The sequence below is a fragment of the Pseudoduganella sp. RAF19 genome, from assembly GCF_052114165.1.
Lineage (GTDB): Bacteria > Pseudomonadota > Gammaproteobacteria > Burkholderiales > Burkholderiaceae_D > Rugamonas.
In genome coordinates this window covers 339,334-354,065 of record NZ_JBFREF010000003.1, presented here as the reverse complement: position 1 = coordinate 354,065, position 14,732 = coordinate 339,334, and the positions used below count along the sequence as shown (strand labels likewise).

The 14,732-nt window shown below is 62.5% G+C and carries 14 protein-coding genes; 12 read left to right on the top strand and 2 right to left on the bottom strand.

The features are described 5' to 3' along the window. Window positions 1–76: 76 nt before the first annotated feature. The 6 genes from fliD to AB4Z19_RS09460 are packed head-to-tail and all read left to right on the top strand — an operon-like array spanning window position 77 to window position 6,093. Window positions 77–2,761, top strand: coding sequence for a flagellar filament capping protein FliD (gene fliD, locus AB4Z19_RS09485; protein WP_442026317.1), 2,685 nt, complete (start codon window positions 77–79; stop codon window positions 2,759–2,761). Between the two features lie 22 nt (window positions 2,762–2,783). Beyond that, window positions 2,784–3,227 carry a flagellar export chaperone FliS gene (fliS, locus tag AB4Z19_RS09480; RefSeq protein WP_442026316.1) on the top strand — a complete coding sequence of 148 codons (444 nt, stop codon included), beginning with the start codon at window positions 2,784–2,786 and terminating at the stop codon, window positions 3,225–3,227. Window positions 3,228–3,235: 8 nt separating this feature from the next. Further along, window positions 3,236–3,562 carry a flagellar protein FliT gene (locus tag AB4Z19_RS09475; protein ID WP_442026315.1) on the top strand — a complete coding sequence of 109 codons (327 nt, stop codon included), beginning with the start codon at window positions 3,236–3,238 and terminating at the stop codon, window positions 3,560–3,562. A 14-nt stretch (window positions 3,563–3,576) separates the two neighbouring features. Continuing rightward, the gene (gene fliK, locus AB4Z19_RS09470; protein ID WP_442035103.1) at window positions 3,577–4,998 is read left to right on the top strand and encodes a flagellar hook-length control protein FliK; all 1,422 of its coding nucleotides are present in this window, start codon (window positions 3,577–3,579) and stop codon (window positions 4,996–4,998) included. Continuing rightward, on the top strand, window positions 4,985–5,332 hold the full coding sequence (locus AB4Z19_RS09465) for an EscU/YscU/HrcU family type III secretion system export apparatus switch protein (RefSeq protein WP_442026313.1): 348 nt from the start codon (window positions 4,985–4,987) through the stop codon (window positions 5,330–5,332). The genes fliK and AB4Z19_RS09465 overlap by 14 nt, the downstream gene beginning before the upstream one ends. After that, window positions 5,332–6,093: a flagellar brake protein gene (locus tag AB4Z19_RS09460; protein WP_442035101.1), complete on the top strand. Its 762-nt coding sequence runs from the start codon at window positions 5,332–5,334 to the stop codon at window positions 6,091–6,093. Before AB4Z19_RS09465 ends, AB4Z19_RS09460 begins: the two co-directional genes overlap by 1 nt. Here the strand turns inward: AB4Z19_RS09460 and AB4Z19_RS09455 are convergent. Both AB4Z19_RS09455 and fliE read right to left on the bottom strand, forming a co-directional pair. Then, entirely contained in the window at window positions 6,090–7,118 is a 1,029-nt protein-coding gene (locus AB4Z19_RS09455) for a DUF5700 domain-containing putative Zn-dependent protease (RefSeq protein ID WP_442035099.1), read from the bottom strand. The genes AB4Z19_RS09460 and AB4Z19_RS09455 overlap by 4 nt on opposite strands. Window positions 7,119–7,121: 3 nt before the next feature. After that, complete coding sequence (gene fliE / locus AB4Z19_RS09450; RefSeq protein ID WP_442029868.1) at window positions 7,122–7,463, bottom strand: flagellar hook-basal body complex protein FliE; 342 nt, start codon at window positions 7,461–7,463, stop codon at window positions 7,122–7,124. A gap of 217 nt (window positions 7,464–7,680) precedes the next feature. Between fliE and fliF the strand changes: the two genes are divergently transcribed. Genes fliF through AB4Z19_RS09420 form a run of 6 tightly spaced genes read left to right on the top strand, consistent with a single transcriptional unit; the run spans window position 7,681 to window position 14,639 of the window. Further along, window positions 7,681–9,420 carry a flagellar basal-body MS-ring/collar protein FliF gene (fliF, locus tag AB4Z19_RS09445; protein WP_442025465.1) on the top strand — a complete coding sequence of 580 codons (1,740 nt, stop codon included), beginning with the start codon at window positions 7,681–7,683 and terminating at the stop codon, window positions 9,418–9,420. After that, window positions 9,413–10,411 carry a flagellar motor switch protein FliG gene (gene fliG / locus AB4Z19_RS09440; protein ID WP_442025457.1) on the top strand — a complete coding sequence of 333 codons (999 nt, stop codon included), beginning with the start codon at window positions 9,413–9,415 and terminating at the stop codon, window positions 10,409–10,411. The genes fliF and fliG overlap by 8 nt, the downstream gene beginning before the upstream one ends. Then, window positions 10,411–11,163, top strand: a complete 753-nt coding sequence (locus AB4Z19_RS09435; RefSeq protein WP_442025458.1) for a flagellar assembly protein FliH — start codon at window positions 10,411–10,413, stop codon at window positions 11,161–11,163. Before fliG ends, AB4Z19_RS09435 begins: the two co-directional genes overlap by 1 nt. 1 nt (window position 11,164) lies before the next feature. Then, a complete protein-coding gene (gene fliI, locus AB4Z19_RS09430; protein ID WP_442035097.1) occupies window positions 11,165–12,571 on the top strand; it encodes a flagellar protein export ATPase FliI in 1,407 nt (468 codons plus the stop codon). A gap of 34 nt (window positions 12,572–12,605) precedes the next feature. Further along, window positions 12,606–13,046 carry a flagellar export protein FliJ gene (gene fliJ / locus AB4Z19_RS09425; RefSeq protein WP_442025466.1) on the top strand — a complete coding sequence of 147 codons (441 nt, stop codon included), beginning with the start codon at window positions 12,606–12,608 and terminating at the stop codon, window positions 13,044–13,046. 15 nt (window positions 13,047–13,061) lie between these two features. Beyond that, a complete protein-coding gene (locus tag AB4Z19_RS09420) occupies window positions 13,062–14,639 on the top strand; it encodes a flagellar hook-length control protein FliK (protein WP_442035095.1) in 1,578 nt (525 codons plus the stop codon). The last annotated feature ends 93 nt before the right edge of the window (window positions 14,640–14,732 follow it).

Genomic DNA, 14,732 nt, shown 5'->3' with positions numbered 1-14,732 from the left:
CAATTCCCTCTCTCAAGTCCTGTTTATTGCTGCCGATAATCCCCTATATTGGTAGCGTTTTCATCAGGAGCAACAAGTGGGCATTTCTTCTCCCGGCATTGGTTCCGGCATCGACGTCAACACCATCGTCAGCAAGCTGATGGCCGCAGAGTCGGCGCCGTTGGCTGACCTCGACAAGAAGTCCGCCAGCTACCTGGCCAAGGTCAGCGCGTTTGGCAACCTGTCCGGCGCACTGTCGACTTTCCAGGGCACCTTGTCCGGCCTGAGCAGCGTCTCGGCGTTCCAGGCCATGACGACCAAGTCCAGCGCGGAATCGGTGCTTACCGCTAGCGCGACCGCCAAGGCAGCGACTGGCAACTACAAGATCAATGTCACCCAGGTAGCCCAGGCGCACACGCTGGCGTCCACGGTTGGCTACAAGACGACCTCGACCGCCATCGGTACGGGACAGAAGACCAACATCACTTTCCAACTCGGCACCGTGACTGGCGGCGTATTCGGCGTCACTGGCGCGGCACTGGGTGCTGGCGTGGTTACCGGCGGCATCACGCCCGGTGGCCTGACTATCAATGGCACTTCGATCGCAACCGATTCCAGCACCCGTAGCGCGCGCGCGCTGGCGGATGCCATCAATGCCAAGGAATCCACCACGGGGGTGAGCGCCAAGGCATCACCAACCTTGACTTCGGCTACCCTGTTCGGTAGCGGTGGTGCAACCACCTTCGGCGCGGTGGACACCAGCGGCGGCGGCACCTATTCCCTGAGCATTGGCGGCGTGCAGATCGCCACCCAGGCGGCCGGCGTCGCCGCTGGTTCGGGCGTTGACGCGGCAGCTATTGACGCAGCGCTGGTTCCAGGCAGTGCCGTATCCCAGGCGTTGGCCAATGCCAATATCACATTTACCGGCAGCGCTGCTGACGGTACTCTGCAATTCACCAATCCGGACGGCGCCAATATCGCCATTACGGAAACGGTCACAGGCGCCGTGAACGGTGGCTTAGGCAAGACCTCGGCAACCGCCAACGCAGGTTCGACGGCGACCGCGACCAGCAATATCGTTCTGCAATCGAATGACGGCAGCCAGATCTCGGTGGGCGGCAGCAATCCATCCGCCGCTGGCCTGACCGCAGGCACCGGTGGCAGCTACAGCACCGGCGCAAGCTTTGCGGTGGACGGCGACCGCACTTCCGGCACGATCACGATCGACAGCACGAATAACACCCTGGCAGGCATCCGTGACGCCATCAACAAAGGCAATTTCGGCGTGACTGCTAGCATCGTATCGGACGGCAGCGAGAACACGCCGCAGCACCTGGTGCTCACCTCGACCGCGACTGGTGCCTCGTCAACGATGAAGATCTCGCTCGCTGGTTCCGGCGGCAACCCGCCCGATGCTGACCTGGTTTCGCTGCTGGCCTATGATCCAGCTGGCGCGCAGAACATGAGCCAGAAGTCGGCTGCGCTGGACACTATTGCAACTATCAACGGCATTAACGTCACCAGCTCCAGCACCAGCATCAGCGATGCAGTAGAAGGAATGACGTTTGATATCGTGGGTACTGGCAGCTCCACCGTAAATGTCTCTCGCGATAACAGCAAGGTCACCAGTGCCGTCAATGACTTCGTCAAGGCGTACAACGACCTCAACAGCCAGATCAAGTCCCTGACGGCTTATGACCAGGATACGCAGACCGGTGGTCCGCTGTTGGGTGATTCCACTGTGCAAAGCCTGCAAGCCAGCCTGCGTCGTCAAATGTCGACCCAGTTGACCGGTTTGAAAGGCAGCCTGACCTCACTTGGCCAGGTGGGTATTTCTTTCCAAAAAGACGGTACGTTGAGCGTTGATAGCAGCAAGCTGAACAAGGCGCTGGCCGGCAATTTCAACGATATCGCCGGTGTGTTTGCCGCGATCGGTAAGACCAGCGACAGCGACATCAGCTTCACCAGCTCCACCTCGGCTACCCAGGCAGGCGACTACGCCATCAACATTACTCAGCTGGCAACCCAAGCCAAGATGACAAGCGGCAGCGCCCTGCCCGCCGAGATCACGATCGACGACAATACCCAGTGGACCTTTACGCTGAACGATACTTCGCCATCCAACGCCAGCAATTCGGCCACCGTCACTCTAGCTGCAGGCAGCTACACGCCGCAGCAGCTGGCGACGATGATGCAGTCCGCCATTAACGGCGCGAGCAATTTCTCGACTGCTGGCTCGACCGTGGCTGTAACCGTGAATACCGATGGCACGCTGCAAATTCTGTCGAACAAGTACGGCAGCAAATCGAACATCAGTATCAGCGATCTGAACGGCTCGAGTGTTGCATCCATTTTCGGTGGTGCGACAGCTTCGAATGGCGTTGACGTTGCCGGCACAATTGGCGGCTATTCGGCCACTGGAGACGGGCAGTCCCTGACCGGCGCGCCAGGAGCCCCGGTGGAAGGACTGAAAATGCTGGTACAAGGTACCAGCACAGGCCTCCGCGGTGACATCGGCTTCTCGCAAGGTTACGCTTACCAGCTCAACACGCTGGCCAGCGGCTACCTCGGCAGCACCGGCATTCTGAATGGCCGCACGACAGGTTTGAATAATAGCGTCAAGGATATTCAGAAGCAGAAAGATGCCTTCAATGCCAAACTCGCGGATATTGAAGCCCGATACCGCAAGCAGTACACTGCACTTGATACGGCGGTAGCCAGCATGAACTCGACTGCGACCTTCCTGACGCAGCAACTGGCCAAGCTTCCTTCGGCCAGCTAAATCGATTTAGAGGAGATTCACAATGTTTGGAACCAGGCAAACCGGCGTCAATGCCTACGCCAAAGTAGGCATGGAAACCGGGGTTGTTGCCGCCAGTCCGCACCAGCTGATCGTGATGCTGTTCGACGGCGCCATGACGGCGATCGCCAGCGGGCTGACCAACATGCGAGCAGGTAATATCGGCGAGAAAGGCAAGGCGATCTCCAAAGCCATCATGATCATCGACAGCGGTTTGCGCGCTGCGCTGGACAAGAAGGCAGGTGGCGAGATTGCCGAAGGCCTCGACGCGCTGTACGAATACATGAGCAATCGCCTGCTGCAGGCAAATCTGGAGAACAAGCCCGAGATTCTGGAAGAAGTGCAACGCCTGCTGGGCGAATTGCGCGATGCCTGGAATGCCATCGGCAATACCCCGGCCGCAAATCCTCAGGCTCCCCAGAAAACCCCGAATTTCGCGAGCGTTTGATAATGACGATGAGCCCACTGGAAGTCGTGAACACCTACGCCCGTATGGCGGAACTGACCGAGCGCATGCTGGCCGCCGCCAAGACTGGCGATTGGGACCAATTGGTCATGCTGGAGCAGCAAGTGGCCGCCCAGGCCCGCCGCCTGCAGCAGCAAGAACCGGCCGAAGCCCTGCAAGGCGAACAGCGCGAGCGCAAAGTCGCCCTGATCCGGCGTATGCTGATTGCCGACCGCGAAATCCGCGACCTGGCCATGCCCTGGATGGCGCAACTCTCCGCCCTGATCAACAGCACCGGTACTGAGCGCCGCCTGGTGAATGCCTACGGCAGCGTCTAAGCTGCCCGCACGCGATGGCGACGCGGCTTGACGCGCCGGGCGTGCGCCCTCTTCCCGCTGTCGATGGGCGCGTTGCAACCGCACCGGTCGGCGACGCGCGCCAGCAGGCGTTTCAGCGCGCCCTGCAAAACCTGGTGGGCCAGACCGTGTCGGCCCAGGTCCTTTCCAAATTCAACGATGGCAGCTACCTGGTGCGCGTGGCGGATACCAACGCGCGCATGCTGCTGCCGTCCAATGTGCAGGCAGGCACTTCGCTGCCCTTGACCGTGGTCGCGGCCGATCCACGCCCTACCTTGCAGATCGGCGCCGGCAATCCCAACGCGGGCGAAGCGGCCGTGCTCTACACGGAAGGCAAGCCGCTGCCGCCCATGGCCGAGGACACGGCACGCCTGCCGTCGCAGGACACCAGCACGCTCAGCCAGGCAGGCCGCCAGGCCGCGCAGCAAGCTGCGCAAGGCCAGACGCCGGGGCAGCCCGGCGCCGCTGGCCAGCCGGGCGTGCCGCCGCAAGCGGCCCAGCTCGCACAAGCCGGTCAGCAAGGCGCCGCGCAAGCAGGCTTGCCCGCGGGTGCTGATGCCGAAGCCGCTGCGCAAGCGTCCGGCACGGGCGCTCAAGCCGGCGCGCAGGCTGCGGGAACGCGCCCGCAAAGCGCGGCGGCGACGCTGCTCAGCAAAGCCCCGCTGACGCCATCCGAGCAGCTTCCACCGCTCGACAAGAACACGCCGCAACCCACGCTGAGCCCCGCTGCGCGCGCCATCTCCACGGCGCTGAGCGCGGCCTACACCACGCCCGGTGTGCCGGTCACGATCAATGGCAAAACGCCGCTGTCCGATGGTGGCCCACCCGACACCGCCAAGCTGGACCAGAACCTGAAACAAGCCCTGGGCGACAGCGGCCTGTTTTACGAGTCGCACGTGGCCGAATGGGCCGAAGGCAAGCGACCCTTGCAGGACTTGCAGCGCGAGCCGCAAATGCAGCGCATGGCGCAAGCCGCCGCGCAGACGCCGGCCGAAGCCGCGAACAAGCTGCTGAACGGCCCCGATCTGTCCGCTGCGCAAATGATCAACCAGCAGCTGCACACCCAGGAACAGGGCAAGGTGATCTGGCAAGGCCAGGCCTGGCCCGGCCAGCCCATGCAATGGGAAATCGAACGTGACCGCCGCGATGGTGGCAAGCAGCAAGAGCGCGGCGGCGAACGCGAAAGCGAACCGGTCTGGCGCAGCGGCGTACGCTTCCGTTTCCCCATGCTCGGCAAGGTGGGCGCCAAGGTCACCATGGTGGGCGAGCAAGTCCACATCCAGGTCGAGTCCGGCAGCGAAGACACAGCTGCCACCTTGCGTGCCTGGGCCAGCATGCTGCAAGGCGCCATGGACGCGGCTGGTGCGCCATTGGCTTCATTGACCATCAGCGCGGAGGCTGGCGATGGACAATCCTGACCAGCCACGCCGCCCGCTGCAAAGTGCGGTCGCCCTCGCCTACAAATCCGGCCAGGCGGCACCAAAAGTCGTCGCCAAAGGACGCGGATTGGTGGCCGAGCAGATCATTGCCGTCGCCGCCGAACATGGCGTGCACATCCATGAGTCGAAGGAATTGGTGTCGCTGCTGATGGAAGTGGATCTGGATGCACAGATCCCGCCAGTGCTCTACCGTACAATTGCGGAACTGTTGGCCTGGCTTTATCATATTGAAGCAGCGCAAAAGTCTGGACAGCCCCCGCCCCCGGCACCGGACTTGAGCACACCGATCGAATCCCCAGACAACGGACTTTGATGCACACTTATATTTCGGATGCGGACCTGGAGAATTGGCATGATTTTGAGGTGGAATCCCGCCGCGAGATTGTCGCCCTCTTACGCAGCATCAGTGAGAAAAAGCAGCTGATCCGTATGCTGGTACACGGTGAATCGGACGTGTGCGTGACCTCGATTCTGGAAGTCGATCCGGACAATGACGCGGTCATTCTCGACTGCTCCGTCAACCCCGACCAGAACCGCCGCATCCTTGCAGCTAAAGCCGTTTCCTATGAAACCTCGCTGGACAAGATCCGCATCATGTTCGGTAGCGAGCGCGTGCAATCGGCCACTTTCGAAGGCGGTCCCGCGCTGAAAATTTCCGTACCACTGAGCCTGATCCGCCTGCAGCGCCGCGAGTTCTATCGCATGGCCACGCCAGTCAGCAATCCGGTACGCGTGCAGATTCCCCTGCCACCGGAAATGGGCGGCGGCGCCAACCATTTCCCGCTGGCCGACATCAGTTGCGGCGGCATCGCCATCCTGGACAACCGCCTCATTTTGGGCGACACGATCGGCAAGATGTACAACGACTGCCGCATCGAATTACCGGAAATCGGCCCCATCGTTTGCGGCCTGCAGATCCGCAATTCGATCGAATTGACGCTTTTGAACAACAAATCGAACCGCCGCCTTGGCTGCCAGTTCGTCGACATTCCCCGCTCCGCGCTGAACGCCGTTCAGCGCTACATCACCAAGCTCGAACGCGAGCGCAACGCCCGTATCGCCGGCCTGAACTAGAGTGCGCGCACGGCGCGCAGGAAATCCTCGTTGAATTTGAACAGGGAAGGATCGCTTTCGGCGATCTGTTGGTAGCGCAGCACGAACTGCTTCGGCTCGCCTTGCAGGATGCGGTAGATGGCATCCTTGCCGTCCTTGCGCTCGATGGCATTGGCCATGATCCAGCCCATGTCGTAACCCAGCTCATCGAAATCCCCGTAGAACAGGATGCCGTAAATCGGATCGTAATGATCCTCATCAGCAGGCGGCGCCAGCAACAGACGCAGGGCCGACGTTTCGAGCAGGCCCGCGATGGACTTCATGCGCTTGCCGTTGCGGGCAATGCTCTCCTTGTGTGGCGCCGAGAATGGTGTCGCCGGGCGATCGGCAATCGGATGCGTGAAGATCTCGGCCGTCGCCTCCTGCACCAGGTCGTACAGCAGGCGGTTCATCCAGATTTTGCCGGTCGCGGCTTGCGGCATACCGGCCGGTGGACGCGGCGGCGCGCTCATCGCATGGGCCTGCACCGCATGGAACAGCTCATGCGACACCACCTCCGCCAGCTCCTCGGCGGTCGCCTGGGTGAAGCGGGCAAGGTTGACGTACACATCATCGTGCACATCGTCGAAGGCGAAACCGGTGGCGCCGCCGCCGAAAATGAAATGCACGGTGAACTTGGCCGCGAAGTCCGGCGGCAGATACGCCTTCAGCTGGCGCCTCACCTCCGTGGCCGCTGACGTGAATTTATCCCCGCGCGCAAACTCCGCCTGCACCTGCGCGGCGAGCGCGGCCTGCTTGGGATCTTTGCCGATGCGGCGTAGATAATCGAGGAAGGCATCCGCATCCTTCAGGCGCATCTTGCGCACCATTGCTCCGGTTTCCGGCAAGCGCCTGATCGCTTCCGCCGTGGCGGCGTCGATCTCGCCCTTCTGCACTGCAGCGCTGTACAGGCGTGCGGAAGAATCGTCAAAACGGAATTCGAGCCCGGCCGCGTGTGCGGCGCCCAGTCCCATCAGCGAGATGGCGGCGATCAGCTGTTTTAGCATTGGTCACACTTGCATGTTCATTATGTCGTGGTAGGACTGTACCAGTTTGTTGCGAACTTGCAATGTGGCCTGAAAGTTGATGCTGGCTTTTTGCTGGGCAATCATCACGTCCGACAGGTTGACGGAGTCGTCGCCCATCTGGAAGCGCTTGCTCATGTCTTCCGCCTTGTTCTGGCTGATCGCCACGGTGTCCAGGGCGCCTTTCAGCGCTTGCGAAAAGTCGACCTGGGTGGCCGGCTTTTCGGTCTGGATCGCGGGCGGCGTGGCCTGCGGACGCGTCGCCGCCGCTTTCAGCTGGGCAATCATGGCCTGAATCTGGCTGTTGTCGATGCCGCCTGTTCTCATCTTGTGCTCCAATCTGTTGCTGCAGCGGAACAAAGTCAGGTCCTGCCCCTGTTGCCACGCTACAATATATGCCTACTGTCAGGCTTCCAGAATACGGTAGCCGGCGCAAGGCGCTGGCTATAAGCAGGACGGGAAACGGGCTTCTGTTCAGGCCTTTAAAGCGCGCAACAGCGCCTGATAATGTGCAACAGGCCCATAACCCCTACACAGATACCCCATGGCTGCAGCCGCCGAACAACTCGACATCGACGCACCAGACACCGCCGCCGAACAACCGGCCGGGCGTTTTGCCTTCTTCCAGACCCCGATGGGCCGCAACCTCATGCGTGGCGGCGCTGTGGCGGGCATTCTGGCGCTGGTTCTGATTCTGTGGCTGTGGAACAAGGAGCCGGACTACAAAGTCCTGTTCTCCAACTTCAGCGACCGCGACGGCGGCGCCATCACGGCCGCGCTGGACCAGATGCAGGTCAAGCACAAGTTTTCCGAAGGCGGCCAGGCCATCCTGGTGCCCGCCGAGCAGGTGCATGACGTGCGCCTGCGCCTCGCTGCACAGGGCCTGCCAAAGGGCGGCAATGTCGGCTTCGAGCTGATGGAAAACCAGAAGCTGGGCGTGTCCCAGTTCCTGGAACAGGTCAATTACCAGCGCGCCCTGGAAGGCGAACTGGCGCGTTCGATCGAATCGCTGTCCGCCGTGCAATCCGCACGCGTGCACCTGGCCCTGCCGAAGCCTTCCGTGTTCGTGCGCGAGCAGCAGAAACCGACCGCGTCCGTCATCCTGAACCTGCACCCGAACCGGGTGATCGATCCGGCCCAGGTCAGCGCCATCGTACACCTGGTGGCCTCTTCCGTGCCGGAACTGAGCCCGGCGAATGTGACCGTGGTGGACCAGCAAGGCAATCTGGTGTCCGACCTGAACAAGAACGGCAGCGCGGGCGCCAATGCCAAGAATCTGGACGCCAGCCAGCTCAAATACGTGCAGGAACTGCAGAAGCAGGTCATCAAGCAGGTGGAATCCATCGTCACGCCGATCGTTGGCGAAGGCAATGTACGCGCCGAGGCGGTCGCCGACGTGGACTTCTCGGCTGTCGAGCAGGCCGCCGAGTCCTACAAGCCGAATTCGCCGCCTGCCGCGTCCGCTATCCGCAGCCAGCAGAGCAGCGAAACCACGGGCAATCCGAACGCAAATCCGAATGGCGTGCCGGGCGCCCTGTCCAACCAGCCGCCGGGCACCGCCACTGCACCGCTGACTACCAATCCGCCAGGCACCGCGCCGGCGCCGGGTCAGCCGGGTACTGGTACGACGGCAGCCAATGCAGGCCCAAGCCATAAGGAATCGACCACCAATTACGAAGTCGACAAGACCGTGCGTTATGAACAGAAGGCCATCGCCGGTCTGAAACGCATGACAGTGGGCGTCGTAGTAAACTATCGCCGTATCGTCGGCAAGGATGGCAAGATCACCGTGCGCCCGCTGAGCGCTGATGAGATGGCCAAGATCAATAACCTGGTGAAAGAAGCCATGGGCTACAACCAGGATCGCGGCGACTCGGTCAGCGTGGCCAATGCGCCGTTCGATGGCGTGGACAAGGAAGCCCCGCCGCCGCTGGAATGGTGGCGTGACCCGGCCAACCTGCCGTTGGCCAAGGAGCTGGCGAAGTTCCTGATCACGGCCCTGATCCTGCTGTACATCCTGCTGCGTATCGTGCGCCCGATGATGCGTCCGGTCTTCAAGAAGATCGACGAAATCAATGCGCCGGAGCCGGAACCGGAAGAGGAAATCATCGAGGAACCGACGGGACCGACGCCGGAAGAAATGCTGGCACAGGAAATCGCGGAAATGGAAGAGAACACTGCGCGCACCTACCGCGACAACCTGGCGCTGGCCAAGAAACTCGCGATGGACGATCCGCGCATCGTCGCCAACGTCATCAAGGAATGGATAGGCAACAATGACTGATAACACCGGACTGCAAAAGGCCGCCATCCTGATGCTGGCCATGGGCGAAGGCGAAGCGGCCGAAGTGATGAAATTCCTCGGCCCGCGTGAAGTGCTGAAGCTGGGTGCCGCAATGGCGACCATGAAAAACGTGCCGCACGAGGTGGTGGTCAACACGCTGGACGACTTCCGCGACCAGTACGCGGCCGCCTCCACTGTGGGCCTGGATTCGGACGAGTACATCCGTCAGGTGCTGACCAAGGCGCTGGGCGACGACAAGGCTTCCGTGCTGCTGTCCCGCATCCTGGGTGGCAAGGACGCCTCCGGCATCGAGTCGCTGAAGTGGATGGATTCCAATTCAGTGGCCGAGCTGATTCGCAACGAACACCCGCAGATCATTGCCACCATCCTGGTGCACCTGGAACGCGACCAGGCTTGCGAAATTCTGGGCCATTTCACCGACCGTCTGCGCAACGACGTGGTGCTGCGTATCGCCACCCTGGACGGTGTGCAGCCGGCCGCACTGCGCGAACTGAACGACGTGCTGACCAAGCTCCTGTCCGGCAACGAGAACATCAAGAAATCCACGCTGGGCGGTATTCGTGCCGCGGCCGAGATTCTGAACTTCATGTCCGGCGAGCAGGAACAGAGCGTAATGGACAACATCAAGAACTACGACAACGATATGGCGCAGAAGATCATGGACGAGATGTTCGTGTTCGACAACCTGATCGATGTCGACGACCGCGGCATCCAGCTGCTGCTGCGCGAAGTGCAGTCCGAAATGCTGATCATCGCGCTGAAAGGCGCGTCGCAGGACTTGCGCGACAAGGTGTTCAAGAACATGTCGGCGCGTGCTGCCGAGATGATGCGCGAAGACCTCGAATCGAAAGGCCCTGTGCGCCTGTCTGAAGTGGAAACCCAGCAGAAACAGATCCTGCAAATCGTGCGCCGTCTGGCGGACGAAGGTCAGATCGTGCTGGGCGGTAAGGGCGAGGATAGCTTCATTTAATGGCAACAATCCCAAAAGAACAGCAGACAGCATTCCAGCGCTGGGAACTCAGATCCTTTGGCGACATGCGCCCGAGCGCCGTGGCTCAGCGCGAACGCGAAGAGGCAGCATCACGCGCCGCTGCCGAAGCCCAGGCGGCCGAAGAAGCGGCTGCGCGCGAGGCTGAGTACGCAGCATACGAAGAAGCCCCTCCCCCACCCGAATATCCAACCGAAGAAGAGCTCGCAGCAATCCGCGAAGAAGCGCGCCAGCAAGGCTATGAAGACGGCTATGCGGCCGGCCACGAAGCCGGTGCCGCGGAAGCGCTGGAAGCGGGCCGTGTCGCCACCGACCAGTTGCTCGATCCGCTGCGCACCCTGGCCGACAATTTCACCGAATCGCTGCGCAACGCCGACCAGCTGATTGCCAACGACGTCATGGAACTGGCCCTGCATCTGGCGAAAGGCATGCTGAAGAATGCGCTGCAGGTGAAGCCGGAGCTGATCCTGCCCATCGTGCGCGAAGCCATCGAATACCTGCCGGTGTTGCAGCAGCCTGCCCTGCTGATTCTGAATCCGGAAGATGCGCCGGTAGTGCGCGAAGGCATTGCCGAGGAACTGGATAAAGGCGGCTGGCGCGTGATCGAAGATCCCACCATTGCGCGCGGCGGTTGCAAGGTCGATACCGCCAGCAACCAGATCGACGCCACCGTACAGGCGCGCTGGCAGCGCATGACCCACGCGCTGGGCAAGGACCTGGATTGGATGGCCTGAGATGGGCGCTGCCGACCTCACTGCTCCACACGCCGGACGCTGGCGCGCTTATCTGAACGATTGCGCCACGCTGATCGATTTCGTCGAACCGATGCAGATCTCGGGCCGCGTCACGCGCGTGGCGGGCCTGGTGATGGAAGCGGTCGGCCTGCGCCTGGCTGTCGGCGCTGCCTGCACCGTACCCCTGCCGTCCGGCGGCCGTGTGGAAGCGGAAGTGGTCGGCTTCGAAGGCGACAAGTTATTCCTGATGCCGCAGAGCGATGTGGAAGGCATTATTCCCGGCACGCGCGTATTCCCGGTTGAACAGAGCGTACCGAAGCCAGGCTCCGTGACCCACCCGCGCCGCCGCCCCAGCGACCGTGCGCGCCACCTGCCGGTTGGCGAAGAGCTGCTGGGTCGCGTGGTCGATGGCGCCGGCCGTCCGCTGGATGGGCTGGGGCCTATTCAAACCACCGATTCGGCGCCGATCAATGTGCGTCCTGCCAATCCGCTGGGCCGCGCACCGATTGTGGAAACGCTGGACGTTGGCGTGCGCTGCATTAACGCCATGCTGACCGTGGGGCGTGGTCAGCGCATGGGCCTGTTCGCAGGTTCCGGTGTCGGCAAGTCGGTGCTGCTGGGCATGATGGCGCGCTACACGGAAGCCGACATTATCGTCGTTGGCCTGATCGGCGAACGGGGCCGTGAGGTGAAGGAATTCATCGAACAGATCCTGGGCGAGGAAGGCTTGCGCCGCTCGGTGGTGGTGGCCGCTCCGGCCGATACGCCGCCGCTGATGCGCATGCAGGGCGCCGCCTATTCCACCGCAATTGCGGAGCACTTCCGCGACAAGGGCATGAACGTGCTGCTGATCATGGACTCGCTGACCCGCTACGCCATGGCGCAGCGTGAGATTGCGCTGGCCATCGGCGAGCCGCCTGCAACCAAAGGCTATCCGCCATCGGTGTTCGCCAAGCTGCCGGTGCTGGTCGAGCGCGCCGGTAATGGCGAACTGGGCGGCGGTTCAATTACCGCCTTCTACACTGTGCTGACCGAGGGCGACGACCAGCAGGACCCGATCGCCGACTCCGCCCGCGCGATCCTGGACGGCCACATTGTGCTGAACCGCCGCCTGGCCGAAGCGGGCCACTATCCGGCCATCGATATCGAACAGTCAATCAGCCGCGCGATGCACTCGATCACCTCGCACAATCACCAGAATTCCGCACGCCGGCTGAAACAGTTGTTTTCCCGATATGAACGCAGCCGCGACCTGATTGCCGTGGGCGCTTACACGCCAGGCACCGACCCTGTGCTGGACCAGGCGATTAGCTTGCATGAAAAAATTGAGCATTTTCTGCAACAGCAAATCACTGAACGAGTAGACATGGGCGAGAGCTTGGGGCAATTATCCTCGTTATTCGACTGATTGACTGACTCTGCCGTGCCTATAATTGACCATCATGGCCTCGACACAGCAACTGGAAACCCTGATTGATCTGGCTCAGCGTGAGACCGACGACTGCGCAAAGCGGCTCGGCGCGGCGCTCAAGGCTGTCAGTGACGCAGAAGAGAAGCTGAATATGCTGATCGGCTACCGCGACGAATACGGTCGCCGCTTCGACGCATCCCAGCAGGCAGGCATCACCCCCATGGCTTATCGCAACTTCCAGGCTTTCATGGAAAAACTGGACAGCGCGATCAAGGGCCAAGAGGAGGTGGTCAAGCACAGCCAGGCGCGTGGCGAGCAGGAAAAGAGCAAGTGGCAGAATGCCGAGCGCAAGCGCATGTCGTTTTCGACTTTGCGCGAGCGGGCTGAAGCCCAGGCGCTCAAGGTGGAAGCCAAGCGCGACCAGAAAGCCATGGACGAGCACGCCTCTCGGCAGGCATTTTTCAAACGCTAAGTACGGCTAACCGCTATGCAGACTCAGACTGTTCAGAATTCCCCTCTCGGCAATAACGCATTGCCGACGACGCGCGCTGCATTCACTTCGGCGGATGAAGGCCAGCAATTCCAGCAGGCACTGTCGCGCGAGATGGCAAAACAGCCAGAGCCGGCCGCGCCGACGCCAGCGCCAACGCGCCAGGCCGCGCCTGCGCCAAAGCAGCAATCGAGCGCGCCTGCCCAGCAAGCCAAGCCCGCAGCGCAGCAACAGTCCAAACCAGCCGAGGCCGATAAGGCGCCAGCCAGCCAGGCGAATGAGCCGGCCAAGGCCGACGCGTCCGCACCGGCCGGCCAGAAATCCGATACGTCCGCGGACACCAGCGCCGAGGCCGCGCCTGCCGCCGATGACGCCAGCCAGGCCGCAGCTGCGACGGCCGATTCGACCGCTGCCCTGCTGGCCATGATGGGCTATGGCGCAACCGCGGCTCAGGCCGCGCCTACGACCAGCGCCGCCACCACCGACGCGGCCGCCGCCGGCACTGGCGTGAGCGGCGTTGCCGATGCCGCCTCGTCCGCCGCTGCAGCTGCGGCCGCCAGCGCTGCCGATGCCGCGGCTTTGGCAGCTGACGCCGCAGCCGATGCTGCCGCCGCCAAGGCCGTTGCCACGGCGCCAGCTGATGCCGCCGCTGCCGCAGCAACCGAACAATCCGTTCAGACCGCCACACCGGCCGACTTCGCTGCCGCGCTGGCCAAAGCCGCTGCGGCCAAAGGCAGCAAGGCCGACGCCGCACCGGCTGATGCACCGGCTGCCGCCGCGCCAGCCATCAGCGATGCCGCCGATACGGCCGCCGCGCTCGCCGCCGCAACCCGTTCGGCAGTCAAGCCGGACGCTACCGCTTCCGCGGCCAAGCCAACGACCGACGCACTGCCGAGCGACAAGCCAGTCACCGAATCGAAATCCGACACCACCGCTCTGCAAACCCAGCAAGCCAAAGTGGAAGGCGCCGCCCCGCGCGCCGAGCTGAAGCCGCAAGAGCTGAAGGCCGAAGCCCAAGTCAAGCTTCCCGAACCGGCACCGCAGCCGGTCGCGGTCGCTGCGCCGATCGCCACCAATGCGGCCGCGTCTGCTCAGGCCGCGAACGCCGTCGCCAGCAACCAGCTGCAAGCCCGCGTGGGCAGCCAGGGCTGGGACCAGCAACTGGGCCAGAAAGTGGTCTGGATGGTGGCTGGCGGCGACCAGAGCGCTTCGCTGACCCTGAATCCGCCGGATCTGGGACCACTGCACGTGGTGCTGAACGTGTCCAACGACCAGGCCAGCGCCAGTTTTACGGCCGCCCAGCCTGAAGTCCGCCAGGCGATTGAAAACGCCATGCCGAAACTGCGCGAAATGATGAGCGAGGCCGGCATTCAGCTGGGCCAGACCAGTGTCTCGGCCGGCGATCCGGGGCAGCAGCAGGCATTTGCCGAAGCGTCAACATCCGGACGCGGTGGACGCGGCAATGGTGGCGGTGCCGGCCAGGGCGGCGGCAACGATAGCGGCGTCAGCAACGTCCAAGCCACCGCCACCCCGCGCCGCACCAGCGTCCTGGGCGCGGTCGACACTTTCGCCTGATCGAAGACGGCGGATCATCGATCCGCCATTGCCTGTTTCGCCACGGAAAGGGAGATTAGCGGCTTCTTAGCCCTTCTTTTCGGCGTATCTCAC